Annotated in this window: 22 protein-coding genes; 15 read left to right on the plus strand and 7 right to left on the minus strand. The window is 75.8% G+C overall.

Annotation, left to right across the window (positions count from 1 at the left end):
• Positions 1–222: 222 nt before the first annotated feature.
• Positions 223–543, minus strand: coding sequence for an SMR family transporter (locus J3P29_RS19360; protein WP_210496043.1), 321 nt, complete (start codon positions 541–543; stop codon positions 223–225).
• 230 nt (positions 544–773) lie between these two features.
• Here J3P29_RS19360 and ettA point away from each other — a divergent pair, with 230 nt between their 5' ends.
• The 11 genes from ettA to J3P29_RS19415 all read left to right on the plus strand — a co-directional run bounded on the left by ettA (position 774) and on the right by J3P29_RS19415 (position 10,941).
• A complete protein-coding gene (gene ettA, locus J3P29_RS19365) occupies positions 774–2,426 on the plus strand; it encodes an energy-dependent translational throttle protein EttA (RefSeq protein WP_210496044.1) in 1,653 nt (550 codons plus the stop codon).
• 409 nt (positions 2,427–2,835) lie between these two features.
• Positions 2,836–3,888 carry an NAD(P)-dependent alcohol dehydrogenase gene (locus J3P29_RS19370; RefSeq protein WP_210496045.1) on the plus strand — a complete coding sequence of 351 codons (1,053 nt, stop codon included), beginning with the start codon at positions 2,836–2,838 and terminating at the stop codon, positions 3,886–3,888.
• A gap of 262 nt (positions 3,889–4,150) precedes the next feature.
• Positions 4,151–5,326 (plus strand): hypothetical protein, encoded by a 1,176-nt coding sequence (locus J3P29_RS19375; protein ID WP_246852426.1) that lies wholly within the window; start codon positions 4,151–4,153, stop codon positions 5,324–5,326.
• Complete coding sequence (locus J3P29_RS19380) at positions 5,323–5,772, plus strand: hypothetical protein (protein WP_210496046.1); 450 nt, start codon at positions 5,323–5,325, stop codon at positions 5,770–5,772. The genes J3P29_RS19375 and J3P29_RS19380 overlap by 4 nt, the downstream gene beginning before the upstream one ends.
• A gap of 9 nt (positions 5,773–5,781) precedes the next feature.
• On the plus strand, positions 5,782–6,339 hold the full coding sequence (locus J3P29_RS19385) for a tail fiber protein (RefSeq protein ID WP_210496047.1): 558 nt from the start codon (positions 5,782–5,784) through the stop codon (positions 6,337–6,339).
• Between the two features lie 65 nt (positions 6,340–6,404).
• Positions 6,405–7,067, plus strand: coding sequence for a DUF1707 domain-containing protein (locus J3P29_RS19390; protein WP_210496049.1), 663 nt, complete (start codon positions 6,405–6,407; stop codon positions 7,065–7,067).
• Between the two features lie 224 nt (positions 7,068–7,291).
• The gene (locus J3P29_RS19395; RefSeq protein ID WP_210496050.1) at positions 7,292–7,462 is read left to right on the plus strand and encodes a CsbD family protein; all 171 of its coding nucleotides are present in this window, start codon (positions 7,292–7,294) and stop codon (positions 7,460–7,462) included.
• Between the two features lie 48 nt (positions 7,463–7,510).
• Complete coding sequence (locus J3P29_RS19400; protein ID WP_210496051.1) at positions 7,511–7,786, plus strand: GlsB/YeaQ/YmgE family stress response membrane protein; 276 nt, start codon at positions 7,511–7,513, stop codon at positions 7,784–7,786.
• Positions 7,787–8,016: 230 nt separating this feature from the next.
• The gene (locus J3P29_RS19405) at positions 8,017–8,892 is read left to right on the plus strand and encodes a DsbA family protein (RefSeq protein ID WP_210496052.1); all 876 of its coding nucleotides are present in this window, start codon (positions 8,017–8,019) and stop codon (positions 8,890–8,892) included.
• Positions 8,893–8,939: 47 nt separating this feature from the next.
• Entirely contained in the window at positions 8,940–9,827 is an 888-nt protein-coding gene (locus J3P29_RS19410) for a hypothetical protein (RefSeq protein WP_210496053.1), read from the plus strand.
• Between the two features lie 124 nt (positions 9,828–9,951).
• Positions 9,952–10,941 carry a sigma-70 family RNA polymerase sigma factor gene (locus tag J3P29_RS19415; protein ID WP_349239898.1) on the plus strand — a complete coding sequence of 330 codons (990 nt, stop codon included), beginning with the start codon at positions 9,952–9,954 and terminating at the stop codon, positions 10,939–10,941.
• A 49-nt stretch (positions 10,942–10,990) separates the two neighbouring features.
• On the opposite strand, the gene J3P29_RS19420 is transcribed toward J3P29_RS19415, so the two are convergent.
• From J3P29_RS19420 to J3P29_RS19435, 4 genes are all read right to left on the minus strand, one after another.
• Positions 10,991–12,343, minus strand: coding sequence for a M20/M25/M40 family metallo-hydrolase (locus J3P29_RS19420; protein ID WP_210496054.1), 1,353 nt, complete (start codon positions 12,341–12,343; stop codon positions 10,991–10,993).
• Positions 12,340–13,116: a haloacid dehalogenase-like hydrolase gene (locus tag J3P29_RS19425; RefSeq protein ID WP_210496055.1), complete on the minus strand. Its 777-nt coding sequence runs from the start codon at positions 13,114–13,116 to the stop codon at positions 12,340–12,342. Before J3P29_RS19425 ends, J3P29_RS19420 begins: the two co-directional genes overlap by 4 nt.
• Positions 13,113–14,204, minus strand: coding sequence for a M20/M25/M40 family metallo-hydrolase (locus J3P29_RS19430; RefSeq protein ID WP_210496056.1), 1,092 nt, complete (start codon positions 14,202–14,204; stop codon positions 13,113–13,115). The genes J3P29_RS19425 and J3P29_RS19430 overlap by 4 nt, the downstream gene beginning before the upstream one ends.
• A 176-nt stretch (positions 14,205–14,380) precedes the next feature.
• Positions 14,381–15,286, minus strand: a complete 906-nt coding sequence (locus J3P29_RS19435) for an SDR family oxidoreductase (RefSeq protein ID WP_210496059.1) — start codon at positions 15,284–15,286, stop codon at positions 14,381–14,383.
• A gap of 128 nt (positions 15,287–15,414) precedes the next feature.
• Between J3P29_RS19435 and J3P29_RS19440 the strand changes: the two genes are divergently transcribed.
• Both J3P29_RS19440 and J3P29_RS19445 read left to right on the plus strand, forming a co-directional pair.
• Positions 15,415–17,148 (plus strand): HtaA domain-containing protein, encoded by a 1,734-nt coding sequence (locus J3P29_RS19440; RefSeq protein ID WP_210496060.1) that lies wholly within the window; start codon positions 15,415–15,417, stop codon positions 17,146–17,148.
• Between the two features lie 109 nt (positions 17,149–17,257).
• Complete coding sequence (locus J3P29_RS19445; RefSeq protein ID WP_210496061.1) at positions 17,258–18,439, plus strand: HtaA domain-containing protein; 1,182 nt, start codon at positions 17,258–17,260, stop codon at positions 18,437–18,439.
• A gap of 55 nt (positions 18,440–18,494) precedes the next feature.
• Here the strand turns inward: J3P29_RS19445 and J3P29_RS19450 are convergent, their stop codons facing one another.
• Positions 18,495–21,524, minus strand: a complete 3,030-nt coding sequence (locus tag J3P29_RS19450; RefSeq protein ID WP_210496063.1) for a glycosyl hydrolase — start codon at positions 21,522–21,524, stop codon at positions 18,495–18,497.
• A 225-nt stretch (positions 21,525–21,749) separates the two neighbouring features.
• Here J3P29_RS19450 and J3P29_RS19455 point away from each other — a divergent pair, with 225 nt between their 5' ends.
• Both J3P29_RS19455 and J3P29_RS19460 read left to right on the plus strand, forming a co-directional pair.
• The gene (locus J3P29_RS19455; protein WP_210496065.1) at positions 21,750–22,589 is read left to right on the plus strand and encodes a hypothetical protein; all 840 of its coding nucleotides are present in this window, start codon (positions 21,750–21,752) and stop codon (positions 22,587–22,589) included.
• A gap of 30 nt (positions 22,590–22,619) precedes the next feature.
• On the plus strand, positions 22,620–23,441 hold the full coding sequence (locus J3P29_RS19460) for an alpha/beta fold hydrolase (RefSeq protein ID WP_210496066.1): 822 nt from the start codon (positions 22,620–22,622) through the stop codon (positions 23,439–23,441).
• Here J3P29_RS19460 and J3P29_RS19465 read toward each other — a convergent pair.
• Complete coding sequence (locus J3P29_RS19465) at positions 23,438–24,064, minus strand: DNA-3-methyladenine glycosylase I (RefSeq protein ID WP_210496068.1); 627 nt, start codon at positions 24,062–24,064, stop codon at positions 23,438–23,440. The two genes, J3P29_RS19460 and J3P29_RS19465, sit on opposite strands and share 4 nt — an antisense overlap.
• Between the last annotated feature and the right edge of the window lie 26 nt (positions 24,065–24,090).

Raw genomic sequence — 24,090 nt, forward strand, 5'->3', positions numbered from 1 at the left:
CGCGCGCCCGGCCCCGCCGGGCGCGCGGCGTTCGGCCCCGCCGCGATCAGCCCGCCGGGCCGCCCCGCTCGACGGCCGCCACGACGTCGGCCGTCTGCAGGCGCAGATCGCCGCCGAGCTGCCGCTGCAGGACGCCGCCGCGGCCCTGCGCCTGGCCGAGGGCGGCGGCCTGACGGGGAAGATCCTGCTGCGCCCGGAGGACGCGGCGGCGTAGCCGCCCGCTCAGTGGGCGCCCGAGACCGCCAGCCCGACGATCCCCGCGGCGATCAGGGCGATGCTGCCCAGACGCGCCGCGGTGGCGGCCTCGCCGAGCAGGACGATGCCCAGGATGGCGGTGCCGACGGCGCCGATGCCGGTCCACACGGCGTAGCCGGTCCCCACGGGCAGGTCCTTCAGCGCGCGAGCCAGGAGCACGAAGCTCGCGGCGGCCGCGAGCACGAACAGCAGCGACTCGGGCACGCGCGAGAAGCCCTCGGAGCGCTTGAGCGCGAGCGCCCAGACGACCTCGAGCGCACCGGCGGTGACGAGCAGGATCCAGGCCATGACGGCCCTCCTTCCGTGCGCCGTCGTCGTTCCGGGTACGGCGCACCCTCTCGTCCGGGACGCCCCGCCTGCCGGGGCGCCTGCCCAGCCTAGCCGCGCCGGCGGCCAGGGGTGGGCGACCCCGGTCACGCGACGGCCTCCCGCCGCCGGGCACCTTCCCGCGCGCGGGATGAGAGCCCCGCCGGACGCACCGCACGGCGCGCCCCCGGCAGGTCGGTACCGTTGGTGGTATGTCCTCGCAGTACGTCTTCACGATGCACCAGCTGACCAAGGTGCATCCGCCGGACAAGACGGTCTTCCGGGACCTCTCCCTGTCCTTCCTGCCCGGCGCCAAGATCGGCGTGCTGGGCTACAACGGCGCCGGCAAGTCGTCGCTGCTGCGGATCATGTCCGGCCAGGACAAGGACTTCGACGGCGAGGCGACGCTGGCGCCGAACGCCACGGTCGGCATCCTCGAGCAGGAGCCGAACCTGGACGAGTCCAAGTCGGTGCACGAGAACGTCATGGAGGGCCTGGCCCACCTGAAGGGCCTCGTCGACAAGTTCAACGAGCTCGCGATGAACTACTCCGACGAGACGGCCGCGGAGTTCGCGCGGCTGCAGGCGGAGATCGACGCCGCGGACGCGTGGGACCTGGACTCGAAGGTCGAGTACGCGATGGACGCGCTGCGCTGCCCGCCCGGCGACTGGCCCGTCGTCGACCTGTCCGGCGGCGAGAAGCGCCGCGTGGCGCTCGCCCGCCTGCTGCTCTCGGCCCCCGACCTGCTGCTGCTGGACGAGCCGACCAACCACCTGGACGCCGAGTCCGTCGCGTGGCTGGAGCGGCACCTGGAGTCGTACAAGGGCACCGTCGTCGCGGTCACCCACGACCGCTACTTCCTCGACAACGTCGCGGGCTGGATCCTCGAGCTCGACCGCGGCCGGGGCATCCCGTTCGAGGGCAACTACTCCGGCTGGCTGGAGCAGAAGGCCAAGCGGATGGAGATGGAGAAGCGCACCGACGTGGCCCGCCAGCGGCGGATCAACGAGGAGCTCGACTGGGCCCGGAAGAACCCGAAGGGCCGCCAGACGAAGCAGAAGGCGCGTCTGAACAACCTCGACGAGCTCATGAAGGAGCAGTCGGCGATGCGCCTGGACGAGACGCGCATCACGATCCCGCCCGGACCCCGCCTGGGCGACACCGTCATCGAGGCGAAGGGCCTGACGAAGGCGTTCGGCGACAAGCTGCTCTTCGAGGACCTCTCCTTCACGCTGCCCCCGGGCGGCATGGTCGGCGTCATCGGCCCGAACGGCGCCGGCAAGTCGACGCTCTTCAAGCTCCTCACCGGCCTCGAGAAGCCGGACGCGGGCGAGATCAAGCTCGGCGAGACCGTCGACCTGTCGTACGTCGACCAGTCCCGCGACGCGCTCGATCCCAACAACAACGTGTGGGAGGAGATCTCGGAGAAGCTCGACTACGTCAAGGTCGGCGACCGCGAGATGAACTCCCGCCAGTACGTCGCCTCCTTCAACTTCAAGAAGGGCGACCAGCAGAAGAAGGTCGGCAGCCTCTCCGGCGGCGAGCGCAACCGCGTCCACCTGGCCAAGCTCCTGCGCCGCGGCGGCAACGTCCTGCTGCTGGACGAGCCGACCAACGACCTCGACACCGAGACCCTGCAGGCGCTCGAGGAGGGCCTGCTCGCCTTCCCCGGCTGCGCGGTGGTCATCTCCCACGATCGCTGGTTCCTGGATCGCATCGCCACCCACATCCTCGCCTTCGAGGGCAACTCGACCGCCACGTGGTTCGAGGGCAACCTGCAGGCGTACGAGGCGTGGCGCCGCGACGAGCTGGGTGACGAGGCCGACCGCCCGCACCGCCTGACGTACAAGAAGCTCGCCCGATAGACAGAACGCCGCGACGGGCCAGGACAGCGTCCGGGCCGGGTCGCGGTGTCCGGGCCGGGTCGCGGTGTCCGGGCCGGGTCGCGGCGACCGACGGCGGCGCCGGCCGGGGCCGGGCGTCGGCCGACGCCGGCCCGCCGGGCGAAGGGGGCGCGGCGGCCAGGCGCGCGTTTCCTCCCAACACCGCCCGCACCGCGTCGAGCGGGAAGGAACGAGCGCATAGCGCTCGTTCCGGGAACACCGGGCGCGCTCCGGCCGTGTGGGGGACGGAACGCGCGGCCCCGCCCCGGCCGTCCCTCGTCCGGGCCCGACGAGCCGCCGATCGACCGCTCCGGCCGCGCACGGCGTCCATCGCCACGGGTGCCATAGTCGAAGGACCTCATCAAGCGGTTCCAGAAGGACGGCGAGCGACATGCGCGCAGTGGTGTTCGAGCAGTGGAAGACCTTCCCGACCCTCAAGGAGGTCGAGCGGCCGAAGCCCGGCCCCGGCGAGGTCCTGCTGAAGGTGGCCGGCGCGGGCGCCTGCCACTCCGACGTCGCGGTCTTCCGCGAGTTCGACGCCGAGCACGGGCCGGCGCAGCTCGAGCCGAGCTACGTGCTCGGCCACGAGAACTCCGGCTGGGTGGAGGAGCTCGGCGAGGGCGTCTCGGGCATCGCGATCGGCGACGCGTTCCTGGTCTACGGGCCCGTCGGCTGCCAGCACTGCGCCGCCTGCTCCCGCGGCCAGGACACGTACTGCGAGAACGCCGCCGACATGCCGTACCTGGCGTCCGGCCTGGGCCGCGACGGCGGGATGGCGGAGTACGTGCGCGTGCCGGCCCGCAACCTGGTGCCGCTCGGCGACGCCGACCCGGTCGCCGCCGCGCCGCTCTCCGACGCGGGCCTGACGCCGTACCACGCGATCAAGCTCGCCCTGCCCCATCTGGCCGGCGGCGGCCGCACCGCGCTCGTCATCGGCCTCGGCGGCCTGGGCCAGATCGCGGTCCAGATCCTCACCGCCCTGACCGGCGCCACCGTCATCGCCACCGACACGAAGGCGGACGCGATGGAGCGCGCCGAGCGGCACGGCGCGGTGACCGTGCCGGGCGGCGACGACCAGGTCACCGCGATCCGCGCGCTCACCGGCGGCAAGGGCGTCGACGCCGTCTTCGACTTCGTCGGCGCCGGGCCGACGCTGCAGCTGGCCGCCGCCGTGGCGGGGCTGCGCTCGCGGATCACGGTCGTCGGCATCGCCGGCGGGCACCTGGACTGGAACTTCTACGGCATCCCCTACGAGACCGAGCTGACCAGCACGTACTGGGGCACGATCGAGGAGCTGCACGAGGTCGTCGCGCTGTACCGCGCCGGGAAGATCGTGCCCGACAACGAGTACTACGCCCTCGACGACGCGCTCGAGGCGTACCGCCGGCTCGAGGCCGGGGAGCTGACCGGCCGCGCGGTCGTCACGCCGCACGGCCGCGGCTGACGGGCGGGACGTGGCCCGGCCCGCCCCGCGCCGAGCCGACCGGCGGGCCCGGCGGGTGGACCTGCGGGCCGCGTGGGTCGCGTGGGCCCGCCGGCCGGCGGGCCGCCTGCGGCGGGGGGCCGGCGGCCGAGGCCGGCGGGCGGGGATGTGAACAGCTGGACACTTCTCGCCTAGACGTTCGTCCTACGCCGCCGCCCAACATCCGTGGAATCGGCTCAAGAACCCACCCCACCGAACGACCGGTGCGGCATCGTGCCCGTCCATGCCCACGCCCCCCGACTCCTCGTCACGCCTAGCCGCGTGGCGGCGCCCACGCCGCCTGGCCGCCGCCGGCGCCGCCGCCCTGGTCCTGGCCGCCGGCGGCACCGCCGCCGCCACCGCCGCCTCGAAGAGCGGCGACGCGGACGTGGTCCGCGCCTGCGCCGCCTACCAGGGCGGCGCCCTGCGGGTCATCAAGGACGGGCAGGAGTGCGGCCCCGGCGAGTACCGCGTGAGCTGGCGCAAGGAGGGCGAGCGCGGCCCGCGCGGCGAGAAGGGCGCCCGCGGCGCCCGCGGCGCCGCCGGGGACGACGGCGCGGCGGGCTCGGCCGGCGCGCCCGGCCTGCCCGGGGCGAAGGGCGACGTCGGCGCGAAGGGCGAGGCCGGCGCCACCGGCCCCAACGGCAAGGACGGCACGAACGGCGTCGACGGCGCGGTCGGCCCCGCCGGCGAGCGCGGCGCGGCCGGCCCGCAGGGCGAGAAGGGCGAGACCGGCGCGGTCGGCCCGGAGGGGAAGAAGGGCGACACCGGCCCGCAGGGCGAGAGAGGCGAGCGCGGCGAGACCGGGCTCGTCGGTCCGCAGGGCGAGAAGGGCGAGACCGGCCCCCGCGGCCTGCAGGGCGAGAAGGGCGACCAGGGTCCGAAGGGCGAGACCGGGGAGAAGGGCGAGAAGGGCGAGACCGGCGCCGTCGGCCCGAAGGGCGAGACCGGGGAGAAGGGCGAGAAGGGCGAGACCGGGGCCGTGGGTCCGCAGGGCGAGAAGGGCGACCGGGGCGACGTCGGTCCCGTCGGCCCGGCCGGCGCGACCACCCCGGCGATCCTGCGCGGCGCCGTCGCGCTCGTCGACCCGTCGCAGAGCACCTCATACGCAGGCCCCTTCGGCCAGCAGAACGCGGCCGACGACATCGCCGACGCCCAGCAGGCCGCGCTCGTCGCGGGCACGGTCAACGCCATCCGCATCGACGCGGTCGCGCCGTCCGGCGGCCCGATCGCCGCGCGCCTGATGAAGAACGGCGACGCGACCGACCTGGTCTGCACCGTCGCCGCGGGCGACACGAGCTGCAGCGACAACGCGCACAGCGTCGCGGTGACGACGGGCGACCTGCTCGCCCTGCGCATCGGCAACGGCGGCGGCAAGTCGCTCTACAACGTGCGCTGGGCCGCGAGGATCCAGCCGTGAGCGACCGCTTCGCCGTGCCGCCCGCGGCGGTCAGCCGCCGCGGCCTGCTCGGCGCGTTCGGCGTCGGCGCCGGCGCGCTCGCGGTCGGCGGCGCCGGCGTGGCCGTCGCCGCGTCGCAGCGCGCCGCCGACCCGCTGCGCCGCTCCGCCTGGGCGCCGCTCGCCGGGTCGCTCCTCACCGTCACCGCGGACGGCCGCCGGCACCGCGCGCGGCTGCGCCGCGTGCGCGACCTCGGCGGGTCGCGCACGCGCAGCCGCAAGGCCTACGCGGGGCGCGAGGACGCCTTCGCCCTGTCCTTCGTCACCCGGACCGCCCTGACGAGCCTGGAGACGACCGTCGAGCACCCGGTCCACGGACCGGTGCCGCTCCTGCTGACGGCCGGCACCGAGCGGGCCGGTCACCACACGTACACCGCCACGATCCTGCGGCACATCGCCGCCGCCTGAGAGGACCCCATGTCCGAAGCCTTCATCGCCGAGATCCGCATGTTCGGCGGCAACTTCGCACCCCGGGGCTGGGCGTTCTGCCAGGGCCAGATCATGTCGATCGCCCAGAACACCGCGCTGTTCAGCCTGCTGGGCACCACGTACGGCGGCAACGGCCAGACGACGTTCGGGCTGCCCGACCTGCGCGGCCGGACCCCGATCGGGACCGGCCAGGGCCCGGGGCTGCCGGCCACCAACCTGGGCGAGATCTCCGGGTCGCCCACCCACACGCTGATCATCACCGAGATGCCGGCGCACAACCACACGTTCCAGAACGCCGGCACCACGGTCGACCTGCCGGCGACGAACGGCCGGGCCACCACGTCGCGCCCCGAGGGCGGGATCCCGGCGGCCGGGGGCAGCTACGCACCGCTGGCGAGCGCGGGTGGCACGAAGACCCGCGTGAACGCGTCCGTGTCGGGGACGGTCGGGATCGCGGGCGGCAGCCAGCCGTTCTCGATCATGCAGCCGTACCTGGGCATGAACTACATCATCGCCGTCGAGGGCATCTACCCCTCGCGGGACTAGGCGGGACGGCGCGGGCGGGCGCGCGCCGACCGCCCGCCGCCGCCCCGGCTAGCATCGCGCGGGCGATGAGCGACCTGCCCGAGCCCGCGGCCTCCGGCCCCTCCGGCGCCCCCGCGATCCGCGCGTCCGACGCCGAGCGCGAGCACGCGATGGGGGTGCTGCGCGACGCCGCGGGCGAGGGACGCCTGACGTTCGAGGAGCTCGCCGACCGCCTCGGGGCCGCCGGCGCCGCGGTCACCCGCGACGACCTGTCGCGCCTCACCGCGGATCTGCCGGTGGCCCTGCCGCACGAGGGCGCGGCTCCGACCGGCGCGATCCCGACGCCGGCCGGCGGGCGCGAGCTGGTGGCGCCGACCGCCCAGAACGCGATCTTCGGCGACCTGAAGCGCTCCGGCGAGTGGCGCGTGCCGGCCCGCAGCCGCTGGTCCACCGTCTTCGGCGACGTCGAGCTGGACCTGCGCGAGGCGGTGGTGCAGGACGCCCAGGTCGAGATCGACGCGGGCACCGTCTTCGGCGACGTGGTCCTGCTCGTCCCCGAGGGCGTGGTCGTCGACGTCCGGACGCGCACGCTGTTCGGCGACGTGCGGCAGAAGGCCGGCCAGTCGGCGCCCCCCGGCGCGCCGGTCGTCGTGCTGACCGGCGGCACATGGTTCGGCGACGTGCGCATCCAGGCCAAGCGGCTGCGCGAGCGCTTCGCCGACCTGCTGCGCGGCGGCCCGGCGGCCTAGCCGCCGCGCGCCCGGCCGCGACGCCCGCGCCGACGCCTCGCACGGGTCGCCTCCACGCGGCCCGCGCGGCGAGCACGAGGCGCGACCCGGGCCCCCGGCACCCCCCGAACGGGGCGGCCCGAAGAACTTCCTGGTTGCCGCTGCGGATCGCGGGTATGGGCTCCCCACACCGCCACGGAGCCCCGGTCGTCGACCGGGACCGCGGCATGACGAAGGAGACCAGCATGAGCGGCAACACCGACAAGCTCAAGGGCCAGGTCAAGGAGACCGCCGGCGCGGCCACGGACGACGATTCGCTCCGTCGCGAGGGCAAGGCCGACCAGAACGCCGGCAAGGTCAAGGACAAGGTCGGCGACGCCGTCGATGCGGTCAAGGACAAGCTCACCGGCAAGTAGCCGGCGCTCGTCCCCCTTCGTCCTCCACCCAACCAAGGAGACACCACCATGGGCATCATCGCCTTCCTCGTCCTCGGCCTCATCGCCGGCGCCATCGCCCGCGCACTCCACTCCGGTCCTGAGCCCGGCGGCTTCCTCGGCACGCTGATCGTCGGCGTCGTCGGCGCGGTCATCGGCGGCCTCATCGCCTCCGCCATCGGCGTCGGCGACCTCGACGGCTTCTTCGACCTGGGCACGTGGATCATCGCCATCGTCGGCGCCCTGATCTTCCTGTTCATCTACTCGGCCGTCGTCGGGCGCGGGTCGCGCTCGCACCACGTCTGATCTTCCCCCGCAGCACGCGGCGCGCCCGGTAGCCGGCGCGCCGATCTCTCCCCCCGGTCGCGGCCCGGCACCCTGAGGTGTCGGGTCGTGGTCGTTCGGGGCCGCGACCGGCGGCCCGGCACCCTGAGGTGTCGGGTCGTGGTCGTTCGGGGCCGCGACCGGCGGCCCGGCACCCTGAGGTGTCGGGCCGTGGTCGTTCCGGGCCGCTTCCCTCCGGGTACACGCCGAGCGTGCCCACCATCGAGCTGACCGAGTTCACCGACCCCGCGTGCCCGTTCGCCTACAGCGCCGAGCCGCTGCGCTGGCAGCTCGCGTGGCGCTTCGGCGACCAGCTGCGGTGGACGATCCGCACCGTCGGCCTGGCGCGGGACGCCGACGCGCAGCGCGCGAAGGGCTTCGACGCCGAGCGCAACGCGGCGGTCCTGCGGCACTTCGACCGCTACGGGATGCCGCTCGCCGAGACCGACCGCCGCGAGCCCGCCGGGACGTGGGACGCGTGCCGGCGCATCGTCGCGGTCCGCGAGCACGCTCCGGGCGGCGAGCTGGCGCTCCTGCGCGAGCTGCGCTTCGCCGGCCTGGCGGACGCCCGCCGCATCGACGACCCGGCGGTGCTGGCGGACGCCGCCCGCGAGGCAGGGCTCGACCCGGACGTGCTGGAGCGCTGGGCCGCGGAGCCCGCGACCGAGGAGGCGTTCCGGGGCGACCTGGACCAGGCCCGCGACCCCGGGCCCGTCGCCCTGGCCCTCGACCACAAGCTGGCCGACGTCGAGGCGGACTGGGACGGCCACGCCGGCGCGGCCGGGCGCCGCTACACGTGCCCGAGCTACGTCTTCCGCCACGGCGACCGCGTCGCCGAGGTGCCCGGCTTCCAGCCGTGGGCCGCCGTCGAGACGGCGCTCGCCAACCTGGCCCCCGACCTGGAGCGGCGGCCGTGGCCGGAGGATCCCGCCGACGTCGTCGCCTGGGCGCCGGTGCCGCTGGCCACGCAGGAGATCACCGCGGTGCTGGGCGAAGACGACCGCGAGGCGGTCCGCGACCGGCTGCGGGTCGAGGGCGTCGCGCTCGAGTTCCCGCGCGGCAGCGACGCGCTCTGGCGCGCCGCCTGATCCCCCGTCGCGACGGGGCGCGCGGGCGGCCGCGCTAGCGTCGTCCCGTGCCCACCGTCGACGTCACCACGTTCACCGACCCGGCCTGCCCCTGGGCGTTCAGCGCCGAGCCGATCCGCTGGCGCCTGCGCTGGCGCTTCGGGGACCAGCTGCGGTGGTCCCTGCGGATGGCCGGCCTGTCGAAGGACGGCGCCTCGTACGAGCGGATGGGCTTCACCGCCGAGCGCGCGGCGTCCCTGCTGCGCGGCTTCGATCGCCTGGGCCAGCCGCTGTTCACCGGCGGCAGCCGCCCGGTCGGCGGCACCTGGCCGGCGTGCCTGGCGATCGTCGCCGTGCGCGAGCACGAGGGCGTCGACCGCGCCGTGCGGCTGCTGCGCGAGCTGCACCGCATGGCGCTCGTCGAGGGCCGCGCCGTCGGCGGCGACGACACGGTCGCCGAGGCCGTCGGACGCATCGGCCTGGACGCCGCGCAGGTGCAGGACTGGACCCGCGAGGACGCCGTCCAGGACGCGTTCCACCGCGACCTGCACGACACCCGGCACCCCTCCCCCGCCGCCCTCGCGCTCGACGGCAAGCTGGCGGGCTCCGGCGAGGACTGGCAGCCCCGCGACGGCGAGGACGCCGGCCCCGGCCGCCGCTACACGTGCCCCAGCTACGTGGTCGCGCGCGGCGACCTGCGTCTGGAGGCGCCGGGCTTCCACACCCCGCTGACCATCGAGACCCTCGTCGCCAACGTCGCCCCCGAGCTGGAGCAGCGGCCGTGGGCCGACGACCCGCTCGAGGTGCTGCGCTGGGCCGGCGAGCCGCTGTCGACGCAGGAGGTCGCCGGCGTGCTGGACCTCGTCGACGACCGGGACGAGGCGCGCCGCCGCCTGCAGGCCGCGGGCGCGGTCGAGGACCGCGTCGGCACCGACGCGTACTGGACGGCGGGGTAGCGCCCCGCTCGCCCGGCCGCGGCACGCACGCCGCGGCCCGGGCGAGCCTCGCCGATCCGCCCGCCCGCAGGCCCCCGCGAGATCGCCCCTTTCCGCCCGGAGCGGCGGCGCGTACGATGCCCGCGTGTCGACCACCCCGGACGTGCCCACCCGCCGCGCCGCCGGCACGCCGCTCGAGGCCGAGCTCGAGGCGCACCGCCGGGCCCTGACGGGCTACTGCTACCGGATGCTCGGCTCGTCGTTCGAGGCCGAGGACGCGGTGCAGGAGACGATGGTGCGCGCGTGGCGCCGCGTCGACGGCCTGCAGGAGCGCGCGGCCCTGCGGTCCTGGCTGTACCGGATCGCCACGAACGTCTGCCTCGACCTGCTGCAGGGCGCCAAGCGGCGCGCCCGCCCCGTCGACATGGGTCCGTCGTCCGAGCCCGACGGGTCGCTGCTCGGGCAGCCGCTGGCCGACAGCGCGTTCGTGAGCCCCGTCCCGGACGCACGGCTGGACCCCGCCGAGGCCGCCGACCGGCGCGACACCGTCCGCCTGGCGTTCGTCGCCGCGCTGCAGCACCTGCCGCCCCGGCAGCGCGCCGTGCTCGTCCTGCGCGAGGTGCTGCACTGGCGGGCCGCCGAGGTCGCGGCGCTCCTCGAGACGTCCGTGCCGTCGGTCAACAGCGCGCTGCAGCGCGCGCGGGCCACCCTCGACGCGCTCGACCTGACCACCGACACCACCGCGGAGCGCCCCGACGGCGAGGCGGAGCAGCGGCTGCTGGCCCGCTACGTCGACGCCTTCGAGCGCTACGACGTGGACGAGCTCGTCACGCTGCTGCGCGAGGACGTCGAGTTCTGCATGCCGCCGTTCCGCCTGTGGCTGCGCGGGCCGCGACACGTGGCGGCCTGGCTCGTCGGTCCGGGCATCGGCTGCTCCGGGTCCCGCGTGCGCACCACGATGGCCAACGGCCGCCCGGCCTTCGGCGCGTACCGCCCCGCCGGGCCGCGCGTGTGGCGGCCCTTCTCGCTGACCGTCCTCGAGACCGACGGCGAGCGGATCACCGCGATCCACAACAACCTCGACGTGCGGCTGTTCCCGCACTTCGGCCTGCCCGAGCAGCTCGAGGAGGACTAGCGGCGGCGCCGTCGGGGAGGGACGACGCCGCCCCTCCCCCGGCCCGCGGTCAGCCCTGCGCGCCGCGGCCCAGGTCGGCCAGGAACGCGATCTCGGCGACCGTCGCGCGCTCCAGGTCGCCCAGGTCGACGGACTCGTCGCCGGCGTGGATGCGCGAGCGCTCGTCGCCCGGGCCCCACAGCACGAACGCCGCGTCGGGGTAGATCGACGCCAGGTCCGCGCACAGCGGGATCGCGCCGCCGGTGCCCAGCTGGACCGCCGGCGCCGCGTAGCCGGCCTCGAGCGCCCGGCCCGCGGCCTCGGCGATCGGGCCCTCCGTCGCGAGCAGCGCGCCGGTGGCGCCCGCGCCCTCGGACACCGTCACCTGCACGCCCCACGGCGCGTGCTCCATGACGTGCGCGATGACCGCCTGCGCCGCGGCGGACGGGTCCTGCGTCGGCGCCAGGCGAACGCTCAGGCGCGCCCGGGCCTGCGGGATCAGGGCGTTGCCGGCGACGTCGACCGCCGGCGCGTCCAGGCCGATCGCCGTGATCGACGGCCGGGTGAAGATCTGGTCCGCGATCGGGCCGTCGCCGAGCAGGTCGACGCCCTCGAGCACGCCGTTGTCGGCGCGGAAGCTCTCCTCCGTCACCTCGGCGCCCGTCCACGGAACCGTGTCCAGGCCCTGCACCGCCACGTTCCCGCGGTCGTCGTGCAGCGACGCGATGATGCGCGCGAGCGCGAGCAGCGCGTCCGGGCCGGGGCCGCCGGCGACGCCGGAGTGGACGGGGATCTTCAGCGTGTCGACGGTGACGTCGACGACGGTCATGCCGCGCAGCGACGTCGTCAGCGTCGGGACGCCGCTCGCGACGTTCGAGCCGTCGGCGACGACGAACGCGTCGGCCCGGAAGCGCTCGGGGTCGGCCGCGACGAGCTTCGACAGCGTCCCCTCGCCCGTCTCCTCCTCGCCCTCGATCAGGACCTTCACGCGCACCGGCAGCCCGGCGCCGCCCTCGCCCAGGAACGCCGCGAGCGCCGCGACGTGCATCGCGATGCCGCACTTGTCGTCCGCTGTGCCGCGGCCGTACAGGCGGCCGTCGCGCTCGGTCGGCTCGAACGCCGGGGTGGTCCACGACTCCTCGGGGCCGGCGGGCTGCACGTCGTAGTGCGCGTACAGCAGCACCGTCGGGGCGTCGGGCGTCGGGCCGGGGATGTCGGCGAAGACGGCCGGCGGCGCGCCGCCCGGCACGTCGACGAACGCGACGTCCGGCACCCCGGCGTCGCGCAGCAGCTGGGCGGTCAGCTCGGCGGCCTCGCGGACCGGGGCCTCGGGGAAGCCGGGGAAGGCGACCGACGGCAGGCGCACGAGCCGCTCCAGGCTCTCGCGCAGGCGGGCGGCGTCGACGGTGGGGACGGCGGTCATGCGGGCACCTCGGGGGAGTCGGCGGGCGCCGCGGGGGCGCCCTCGATGATGGACAGCAGCTCGCGGCGCAGGCCGGCGGCGTCGTGCGCCACGGCGTCCGCGCCGGTCAGGTCGTCGGCGGGATGGCTGCCCGTGGCGACCGCGACGACGCGGACGCCGTCGTGGCGGGCGCAGGCGATGTCGCGCGGCGTGTCGCCGATGACGATCGTGCGGTCGACCGGCCACGGGCGGCCGTCGGCCCGCAGGACGGCGCCGGCGCGGCGCCGCGCGAACGCGGGCAGGTGCTCGCGCTCCTCGTGGTCGGAGCCGAAGCCGCCGCCGATCTCGGGGTCGAACCAGTCGCCCAGGCCGGCGGCCTGCAGCTTGCGGCGAGCCACGAGCTCGAAGTTGCCCGTCACGAGCGACTGGACGACGTCGGGGCGGGCGTGCAGCTCGGCCAGGACGTCGTCGACCCCGGGGCTGACGCGGTCCTGCAGGTCGCCCGGCGCGTAGCGCTCGCACGTCAGGCGGGCCACGGCGTCGGCGTGCGCGTCGATCGCCTCGTCGGCGATCCCCGCGGCGGTCAGGATGTCGCGGGCGATCTGGCCGTCCGTCATCCCGGCGAGCGGCTGGCCCTTCGGCATCTCGTCGCCCTCGACGCCGTGCACGGCGCGCAGCGCGTCCCACACCGCGGCCGCGTGGGACCCGGACGCCTTCAGCAGCAGCGTCCCGTCGATGTCCCACAGCAGCAGCCACGCGCCCGCGGGCGCGACCGGACGGGCGGAGCCGGTCAACGCAGCAGGTCGACGTCGGCGGTCAGGCCCTGCGCGAACGCGGCGAGCAGCCGCGCGGTCTGCAGCACGTCCTCCACCTCGACGGTCTCGACGACCGAGTGCATGTAGCGCAGCGGGACGGAGACGAGGGCCGTCGGGATGCCGTCCGCGGCGATGTGGATCGTGTCGACGTCGGTGCCCGTCGCGCGGCCGGTCGCGCTGACCGTGTGCGGGATGCCCTCGGCCTCGGCGACCTCGATCAGGCGGTCGGTGACCCACGGGTGCAGCGGCGTGCCGCGCTCGATGACCGGCCCGGACCCGAGCGGGTGCTCGCCGAGGTCGTTGACGTCGACGCCGGGGTGGTCGCTGGCGAACGTGACGTCGACGACGATGGCGATGTCGGGCCGGACGCGGTGGGCGGTGGTCGCGCCGCCGGACAGCCCGGTCTCCTCCTGCGCGACGGCCCAGCCCATGACCTCGCCCGGCGCGCCGCCGGCCTCGGCCACCAGGCGCGCGGTCTCGTAGGCGACGAACGAGCCGACGCGGTTGTCGAGCGAGCGCGACGCGATGCGGCCGTGGCGCAGCTCGATCGGCTCGGCGTCGATCACCGCGACGTCGCCGACGCGGACGACGGACAGCGCGTCCTCCTTGCCGGACGCGCCGATGTCGATCGTCAGCTCCTTGATCTTCGCCGCGCGGGTGCGCTCGTCCGGCTCGATCAGGTGGATCGGCTTCTTGCCGATGACGCCACGCACCTCGCCGCCGCGGGCGAGGATCCGCACCCGCTGGCCGACGAGCTGCTGCGGGTCCTGGCCGCCGACGGGCGCGATGCGCAGGAAGCCCTTGTCGTCGACGTGCGTGACGATCAGGCCGATCTCGTCGATGTGCCCGACGACCGCGACGGACGGCACGCCGCCGCCGCTCGTGCCGGAGGAGCCCTCGACGGCGTCCGAGGTGCCGGCGACGCGGGCGACGCTCGAGCCCATCGTGTCGTGCTCCACCTCGGCGAACGCGCGCGCGTGCCGGCGCCACACCTCGGCGGCGGCGGCCTCGCGGCCGGAGGGGCCCGGGGTCGTCAGGAGGTCGCGGAAGACGTCGGGCAGGCTCATGCTCTGACCGTATCGCGGCGCGGGCGGGCGCCGGCCGCGCCCGCGGTCGGCGCCGCGGCGCGCGGACGCCCGTACGGCGTGCACCCGGACCGGCGGCGGGGCGGGCCGGCACCTCGTTCGCTCGGAAGGTCGTCCGGCCCGCAAGGCGGGGGCACCCGTCCCGGGACGGCCGTCCGTCAGGCGCGCGGCGGGCTGCCCCGGCGGACCTGCCGGTTGATGCCGCCCGTCTGCAGCCCCCACAGCACCCAGCCGGCGCGGCCGGCGGTCGCGCCGCGGACGCCGCCGGGCGGCAGCTCGCGGGCGCGGCGCAGGTCGCCGGCCGTGAGGATCTCGAGCACGGTGGCGGGCGCGACCTCGCCGCCGCCGGCCAGCCGGTGGCCGGCGCGGTCCGCGATCACCGCCCCGACCTGCTCGGCGGTCGCCATCCACGGCGCCGCCTCGTCGCGCGAGCGGGTCGCCACGGGACCGAGGACGTAGGCCTCGACCTGGACGCCGTAGCCCGCCTCCTCGGCCGCGAGCACCTGCGCCGCCATCAGCTCGCCGGCCGCGATCGTCGAGACCGCCCCCGATCCCGGCACGGGGTAGCGGGCCGCGGCGCCGTTGATCATCACGTAGCCCGCGCCGGGCCGGTCGCGCAGGAGCGGGACGAACGCGTGCATCGCCAGGTGGTGGCTGCGCAGCCCGTCGTGCACGGTGCGCTCCCAGTCCTCGAGCGGGATCTCGGCGAGCGGCGGGCCCGCGTCCCACCCGCCGAGCGACGCGACGACCAGGTCGGGCGGCCCGGCCAGGCGGCCGACGTCGGCCGCCAGGCGGCGCGCGGGGCCGTCGCCGGCCGACAGGTCGCCGATGACGGGCACGAGCCGCTCGGTGGCGGCGCCGGCCGCGGCCAGCCGCGCCTCGAGCGCCTGCAGGCGATCGGGGCGCCGGGACGGCACCGCCACGCGGGCGCCGGCGCCGAGCAGGGCCGCGACGATCCCCTCGCCCACCTCGCCGGTGCCGCCGCAGACGACGGTCGTCCGGCCGTCGAGCCGGGGCGCCGGGTCGGGCGTGCCGCGGCCGGGGAGGCGGTCCAAGAGAGCCATGACCCGAGGCTATCCGTCCGCGCCGCGCGCCCTCGGGAAACCCGCAGTTCGGAGCGGGGTCACGCAACGAGTAGGGCGACCTAATAAGGTTCCCCTCAACCGTCTACGTCGCCCCCCAAGGAGTCACGTTGTCCCCTTCACGCCGCCTTCGCGGCCCCGCCGGCGCGGTCGCGCTGGCCACCGTCCTCGCCGCGGGCGCCCCGGCCGTCGCCGGCGCCGCCACGACCAGCGCCACCACGAAGAGCGCGTCGACGATCACGCTCGGGAAGGCGTTCCGCAAGGACCTGCGCTCGGCCCGCGTCACCCTGAAGGCCGTCAAGCCCGCCAAGCTCAAGGGCTCCAAGCTGACGCTGCCCGTCACGAAGACGACGACGTCCGGCACGCTGAAGCTGACGCACAGCGGCGCGCTGACGCTGAAGAAGGGCAAGCGCTCGGTCAAGCTGAGCGCCTGGCAGACCGTCGCCGGCAAGTCCGTGCGCGTGTCGGCCAAGGTCGGGAAGAAGCGTCGGACCATCTTCACGATCACCGGCGGCAAGATCGTGAAGGAGCCGCTCGGCCGCGTCGTCGCCGTCCGCGGCGGCACGATCAAGCTGACGCGCGCCGCCGCGAAGGACCTGCGCACGACGCTGAAGGCCAAGGGCCTGCGGGCCGGGACGGTCGGCGCCGTCGAGCTCTCGTCCTCGCCGAAGCCGTCCTCGACGCCGGCGCCGATGCCGACGCCCGCGAAGCCGGTGCTGCCGACGGCGCCGGCGACGCCGGCGCCCACGCCGACGACGCCGACGCAGCCGACAGCGGAGCAGTGCCCGGCCACGCTGCCGGCGCGTGAGGCCGTGGAGAACCAGATCGGCGAAGCGACGTGGACGCTCCGAGAGAGCTGGTACGGCTACCTCACTGGCCTCAAGGGATGCGTCGTGGGCACCCGCGGCGCCGAGACCACCGCTCAGACGCAGGCGACGCCTCGCATCGCGGTGGTCGGGACGTCAGCCTCCGACGACGGCACGATCACGATCCGTACCCGTGGCACGGTGCGCTTCCTCCAGCCTGCGCACCTCATCGACATCAGCATCGCCGATCCGACGTTCACGATCCGCGCTAACGGAGCAGGCAGCGTCGTCGCGGACGGCACGTACGGCACGCGTAGCGCGGCCATGGGTGGCGCAACGGACACGAAGACGTTCGAGCGCACGGAGCTGTTCACGTTCGACGGAGCCACGGCGACGCAGACGTCGACGCGAACCGCCTGGAGGGGCATTGCACTTCGGTTCACCGCGGCCGGCCGTGATGTCATCTCGACGTACAAGGTCAACGACGACTTCGGGACGTTTGCGATCGACACGCAGCGCGTCGACGTTCCGTCCGCGGTCGAGGCGCCCGTCTGGCACGTGAAGGACTCCTTCGTCACGTACCTCGGCATGTTCGGCGGCGGGGTGTACCCCGAGGATGGCGCGACGTCCACGTCTACCGCCGGCGAGTTCGCCTACGCCCCGGTCTCGACGACCGTCGACGACCGTGGCACCATCACCACGCGGTATCACGGCACGCTCCGCTTCCGGAACGCCCACCTCGACAACACCGTGAAGGATCCGGTCTTCCTGACCGACGCGGCACGTCAGGAAACGCGCGTCTACGCGGACGGCTCGTACACGGACGCCGCAGGTGGCGGACAGGTCACGTACACGGGCGCGCACCTGCTGACCCTCAAGCTCGCGGCGACGCAGCCGACGGTCGACCAGGGACTCCTGCGGTACGCCAGCGTGCAGGTGGTGGTCGGCGCCGACGGCAACGCGCCGCTCGGCGGCCGTTACGCCCCGGGCACCGACTTCGGAACGATGGCGCTGACGCTCCCCACGATGGGCGAGTAGCCCGGCGCCGCACCTCGCGGGGGCGGCCCGGGACCCACGCCGGGTCCCGCGCCGCCCCCGCGGTCGTTTCATCCCTTCCCCCCGCCCCATCCCGTCGAAGGACGCCTCCATGTCGCTCCGCCCCCTGGCCGGCTCGCTCGTGCTGGTCGCCGCCCTCGCGGCGCCCGCCGTCGCCGGCGCGAAGACCACCGCCTCCGGCAGCACGCGCCTGACGCTCGACGGCCCCGCCGCCCGCACGCTCGAACAGCGCGGCGTCCGCGTCGCCGCCGTGGCGCCCGCGAAGAAGCGCTCCGGGCAGTTCGTCCTGCCGATCGCCGGCGGCAAGGTGTCGTCCGCCCGGGTCGCGACCGTCCGGCTGCGCGGCGGCCTGCGCCTGACCCGCGGCGGCCGCCAGGTCGTCCTGCGCTCGCTGGTGCTCAAGGTGGGCCGGTCGTCGAAGGTGACGGCCCGGGTCGGCGGGCGCAGCCGGACGCTCTTCACCGTGCGCAGCCCCAAGGGCGCCGTCACGCTCAACCGCGCCGGGCAGAGCGTCGCCGTGCAGAACGTCGCGCTCCGCCTGACCGCGGGCGGCGCCAAGCTGCTCAGCCCGCGCCTGGGCCTCACCGGCAAGCAGCGCCTGAGCGCCGGCACGCTGGCCACCCTGCTGACGGACGCGCGCGTCGCCGCGCCGGTGGCGGCTCCCGCCCCGACCACCCCCGCCACGCCCGCGCCCTCCACCGCCGTCCCGATCGTCGCGGCGTCGATCGTCTGGCGCCAGCGCCCGTCGTGGCTGCAGTACATGGAGACGGGCAAGGCCTACAACGGGCAGCCCGACCCGCTCGGCGGGACGAGCGCCCTCGACGGCGCCGTTCCCGGCCCGGTCGAGGAGCAGCGCACGAGCAACGGCAGCGTCGTCGCCATCCCGTACACGTACGCGTTCCCGTTCGCGTCCGGCTGGTACGACACCGCCACGGGCCGCGCGCAGATCCAGTTCGCCGGCGGCCTGCGCCACCGCTACATGGACCACGGCATCGACCTGACGGTCCGCAACCCGCTCGTCGAGCTCAACGGCGCCGCGTCGCGCATCGTCGCCACCGTCGGCAACGCGGCGACGAGCGCGCCCGCGGCCTCGACGAACTACGTCAGCCTGGACGCCACGAAGGCCGCGGCGTCGCTCGACGGCAACGTCATCACGATCACCGGCATCCCGGGGACCTTCCCGTCCGACGTCTCGGGCACGTTCTCGGGCTTCTACGCCGCCGGCGAGCCGTTCGGCAGCGTCGACGCGCTCCGGCTGACCCTCGGCGGCTGAGCCGCCCCGCGCCCCCGCGCCCCGCGGCCCGCCCGGCCGCGGGGCGCGCCGCGCGCTACCGGCGCGCCCCCAGGATCCGCTCGACGTACGGCAGCAGCCGCACCGGACCGAGCAGGCCGTAGGCGAGCGGCTTGCTCCCCCCGAACACCGGCGCGTTGCTCACCCGCAGGCGGTTCAGCAGCGGCGTCGCGACCTCGACCGCGATCGTGTTGCGCCCCCGGCGCAGGTACGGCCCGACGTCGACGACCGGCTGCAGCTGGTCCGCCGGCGGCAGGCGGCGGCCGTTCACGGTCACGCGGAACGTGTCGGACACCGCCCCCAGGTCGAGCAGCGCGCCGGCGCCGGTCGGCCAGGAGCGCTCCAGGTCGACCGTCGTCGTGTACGTGCCGACGCCCGACACGTCCTGCAGCCCCGGGATCGCCGTCCACGGCGCGAGGGCGTCCAGCTGCTTGCGGATCCGGACGATGCGCGTCTCCGTCGCCGTCGCGCCCGGCTCGAAGCTCTCGACGTCGAGCGTCCACCCCGTCAGCTCGCGCGCCGCCGGCACGTCGGGGATGCGCGTGGCGACGGTGCGGCCGCCCGGCAGCGTGGTGGCGAAGGTGCCCGCCTGCGGGGAGCGGACGACGAGCGCCAGGCCGTCGGCGCGCACCTCCGCCTCGCTCGCCGTCGCGTGCGCCGCGACGGCGGCCCGCAGGCCGAACGTCAGGCGTGGGGCGAGGGCGTAGATCAGCGTCTGGCCCGGCCGCGCCTTCACGCGGATCCGCACGCTGTCGCGCGTTGGCTCGTCGTAGACGGCGACGCGCTGGATCTCGCCCGTCCACGGATCGAGCGCGAACGGCACCGCCGAGCGGATCCGGCGGGGCAGCGTCACCGCGTGCGCGGCCTCGGCCGTCGTCGACCCGTTCGCGAAGAGGAACCAGTCGATGGCGCCGTCGACGCGGCGCGAGCTGAGCAGCGGCGACGTCGTGGTGTCGTACTGCACCGACGGGCGCAGGCCCAGCTTGGCGATGCCGTCCGGCACCGTCTCGCGCGTCGGCACCACCGCGACCGTCGGCTGCGCGAGCAGCTCGAGGACGAGCGCGCGCACCTCGGCGTCGTCGCCCGCGGTCCCGCCGCCGTACGCCTGCGCCTGCGCCCAGTCGCCGATGACGATGATCGGCAGCCCGGCCTTGGCGAACTCGACGAGCTTGCGCGCGGTGTCGGGCGGCAGCACCGGCAGCTTGTTCGCGAACGCGTCGCCCTCGAAGACGAGCGCCTTGAACGCCGGCCCGTCGGGGGCCAGCACGCCGTTGCGGACGACCGCCGACGGCAGGCGCAGCAGGCTCGGCGCGACGAACTCGAGCGACCAGCCCTCCTTCACGCCCGTGTTCGAGAACCACGCGGCGCCGAAGCCGGACCCCGCGTAGCCCTTCTGGCGCAGGAACGCGACGTCCGCCTGCGCGCGGCCCTGGCGCAGCACGTACTGGGCCCGGCCGAAGTAGTCCGCGATCTCGGGCGCGTGGCGCCACGTCGGCTGACGCGGCCCCCACGACTCGCCGTACCCGGGCCCGCCGTTGTAGGGGCTGAACGCCGCGAAGCCCGGCCACTGGGCGTTCGGCGCGTCGGCGTACGAGAACCCGTGCAGCACCGTCTCGTTGACGCCGGCGGTGAAGATCGGGTTCAGCTTCTGCAGCACCGCCTTCCACGTCGTGGAGTACGCGCCGTTGGCGAACGCCGCCGCCTCGTTGGACAGCAGCTGCTTGCCGGCCATGTCTCGGCCGCCGGCGAGCGAGCGGTAGTCGTCCAGGTTCTTGAAGCCCAGCGACTCGCCCTCGGACACGTCGAGCAGCGCGGCGGAGTGCATCGCGTCGGTCTGCAGGCCGTAGGGCTGCATGCGCATGCCCATGCCGAGGGAGTTGATCCACGGCTTCAGCACGCCGATGTGGCGCTCGTCGAAGAGCTGCCCCAGGACCTCCCAGTAGTCGTTGAGCAGCCGGCGCGAGGTCTCGTCGTCGAACTTGAAGACGATGCTCTCCTTCTGGCGCACGACGGCGGCTAGGAGCGGAAGCAGGTCGTAGCCCTTGCGGACGCGGAACTGCTCGAGCAGGTCGGGCGTCCAGAACGTCGTGGCCTCGAACTCGAGGGAGTCCTGGAAGATCGTCCGGCCCGCGTCGCGCAGCAGGCGGCGCAGCTGCGGGGTCAGGATCGTGTCCTCCCACAGGTCGATCATCACGCGACTGCCGGCCTCGCTGAAGTGATCGATCACGTACGAGGTGGGCGACGTGTGCGGCCCCGACTCGGGCTGCTGGCCCGTGCCGCGGATGCGGAACGCCAGCAGGATCCACGGGCGGTCGGCGGGCGCGGTCCAGGTCAGGCGCTCGTCCTGGGTGACTTGGTCGGTCAGGTCGACGCGCGAGTCCAGGTCGAGGACGACCGTCTTCGCCGTCGGGGTGCTCGACGCGGCGACGCGGAAGGCGTGGACGGCGAGCAGCTCCTCGCGCGTGACGCCGTCCTCGGGGGCGACGTACGAGGCGGGCAGCGGGCCGTCGAACGTGGCGCCCGGCTCGACGACCGCACGGCCGTGGACGAGCTCCTTGCTGGCGGCGTCGTCGTCGGGCGTGATCGTCGGCGCGGCGGCGGGCCACGAGGGGCCGATGGTGACGTCGAGCTGGACCCCACGGCGCCGCGCCTGCGTCAGCGCGGTCGTCAGCGCCGCCACCCAGTGCGGGCCGCCCCAGCCGTACGTCTCGACGTCCAGGCCGACGCCGCGCATGCTGTGGTGGACGTCGGCGATCTCGGCGCCGCCGAAGCCGGCGTCGACCATCTGGTCGACCTCGCGCGCGACCTCCTTCAGGTCCACCTGGCCGTTGGGCCACCACCAGCGGAAGCGGGCACGGTACTCGGCCGGCGGGTCGGCGAAGGAGCGGGCCAGCTGCCCCGTCGCGCGCGGCGCGCTCGTGGCCCCGGCGGTCGCGGCGTTCCACGGCAGCGCCGCGGCGGCCCCGGTGGCGACGGCGGCGCCGACCACGGTGCGCCGCGTCAGCCCGCGGGGTGACGCGCCGTCGGCGGCCTCGTCGGGGGTGGACGGGGTGCGGTCCTCGGCCATGGGGCCCTCTCTCCTGCCCGCGTTCCGTGCGGGGCGCTCGCGCTCCACCGGACCCAGGGCCCGGCCTCTCGGGCGGCGAGCCTACCCCCGGGGTGTGAGCGATTGCAAGCAGATGTGATCGAGGCTGTGCGCCTAGCGCCCGAATCGACCATGAGGCACCACATCGCGGTGCGGACGCGGCCACGCGCCGGGCCGACGGGCCGGTGCGGGACCATGACCGGACGCATGGCCTCCGCCGACGACCGCCCCGCCCGCCTGGCGAACGCCGCCCGCAACGCCCAGGCGTCGTCGGGGCGCTTCGCCCGCTGGCACGGCGCCCGGGCCGCGCTGTGGCGCCTGCTGGAACGCCACGTGGCCGACGGCGCCCGGGTGGCCGTCGTCGGCGCGGGCAACGCGCACGACGTGCCCCTCGGTCGCCTGGGCCGGCGGGCGGGCGCCGTCGACCTGGTCGACCTGGACGTGCGGGCGGTGCGCCCGGCGGCCGAGCGCGCGGGGCGGCGGGTGCGGTTCGTCGTCGAGGACGTCACGCTCGGCGCGGCCGACGCCCTGGTCCGGCGGGCGAGCGGCGAGGCCGTGCCCGCGCCCGACCTGGCCGCGCTGGCGCCGACCCCGGTGGCCCGCGCGCCGTACGACGTGGCCGTCGCCGACCTGTGCCTGACCCAGCTGCTCTACCCCGCGCTGCGCGACGCGGGGCTCACGAGCCGCGCGGTCGGCGAGGCCCTGGAGCGCGACGGCCAGCCGCTGACCGACGCCGTGGCGGCGCGGCTGCACGCCAGCACCCCCGGGGGCCTCGTCGTCTACGTGCACGACCTGCTGGGCTGGTGGCGCGGCCATCCGCAGCCGTTCCCGCTCGACGCCGTGCTGGAGCGCGCGGCTGGCGACGGCCCCGACGCGGCGCTCGCGCTCGCGGCCACGGGCACCGTCCCCCGCGGCTGCGACCCGCGGACGGCGCTCGTCCGCGCGGGGGCGCAGGTCGTGGACACGGCCTTCTGGCGCTGGCCGTTCGCACCCGGCGTCGACTACCTGGTGTGCGCGACGGTCGCGCGGTCGCCCGCCGCCGGCTAGGGGCAGCCGAGGGCGGGCTACGCTCGTCGCATGGACGCGCCCGACGACGTGCCGGTCGACGAGGGCGTCGTGCGCCTGCCGGACGGCCGCGACCTGGCGTGGTCGGCGACCGGCCCGGCGGACGGGCCGGTCGTCCTGTTCCTGCACGGCAGCACCGGCAGCCGCCGCACGGCGCCCGCGGCCGACGGGGTGCGCGTGCTCGCGTACGACCGCCCCGGGTTCGGCGGGTCGACCGCCGCGCCGGACCGCACGCTGGCCACGGACGCCGCGGACGTCGGCGCGCTGCTCGACGCGGTCGGGGCGGGACCGGTCGCGGTCCTCGCCTTCTCGGGCGGCGCGCCGGTCGGCTACGAGCTGGCCGCGCTGACCCCCGCGCGCGTGACGCGGCTGACCGTCGTCTCGGGCGCCCCGCGGCCGACGGAGCCGCCCCCGCCCGACGAGCTGCTGCGGACCGCCGCCGCCGCGCTGCGCGCCGACCCCGACGCGGCGGTCGACAGCCTGCTCGCGGGGGCGCCGCCCGCGGACGCCCGCGCCCTGGCGTCCCCGCGCACGCGGGAGCGCATCACGCGCGGCGTGCGCGACGCCGTCGCCGCCGGGATCGAGGGGTGGGTCGCCGAGGGCCGGCTCATCCGGTCGCCGTGGCCCTTCGCCCCCGCGGACGTGCGGGTGCCCGTCGCGCTGTGGCACGGGGACCGGGACGACGCCGTCCCCCTGCACGAGGCGCAGGGCATGGTCGCCGTGCTCCCGGACGCGGCCCTGACCGTCCTGCCCGACGCCGGGCACCTCGGCTGGATGGCGCGCGAGTCCGACGGCGTCCGCGCCGCCGTCGCCCCGCCGGACCCCGTCGCCTAGGCCACGGCCCCGGCCGTACCGCGCGCCGGCCGCTCCCGCCCGGCGCAGGCGCAGCCGATCAGGTGGTCGTCGACCAGGCCCATCGACTGCATGAACGCGTAGGCGACCGTCGGTCCGACGAAGGCGAATCCGCGCCCGCGCAGCGCCTTCGCCAGGGCCTTCGACGTCGGGGTCGCGGACGGCACGTCGGCCAGCCGCTCCGGGCGGCCCGTGCGCTCGGCGCTCGCCGCCTCGGCGAACGACCACAGGAACGCGTCGAGTCCGCCGTCCGCGCGCAGCGCCACCGTGGCCCGCGCATTCGTGATCGCCGCGGCGACCTTCAGCCGGTTGCGGACGATGCCCGCGTCCGCCAGCAGCCGGGCCGTGTCCTCCTCGCCGTACCCGGCCACGCGCTCGGGGTCGAAGCCGTGGAAGGCCGCCTCGAAGGCGGGGCGCTTGCGCAGGATCGTCAGCCACGACAGCCCGCTCTGGAAGGTCTCCAGCGTCAGCAGCCCGTACAGCTCCCGCTCGCCGTGCAGCGGTCGCCCCCACTCATCGTCGTGGTAGCGCCGGTAGACGTCCGGGTCGGCCCCCCACCCGCAGCGGGGGACGCCGTCGTCGCCGGTGATGAGGTCCTCGGGCATGGACGGGTGGTACCACGGCCGCAGCG

The sequence above is a fragment of the Patulibacter sp. SYSU D01012 genome, assembly GCF_017916475.1.
Taxonomy (GTDB): domain Bacteria; phylum Actinomycetota; class Thermoleophilia; order Solirubrobacterales; family Solirubrobacteraceae; genus Patulibacter.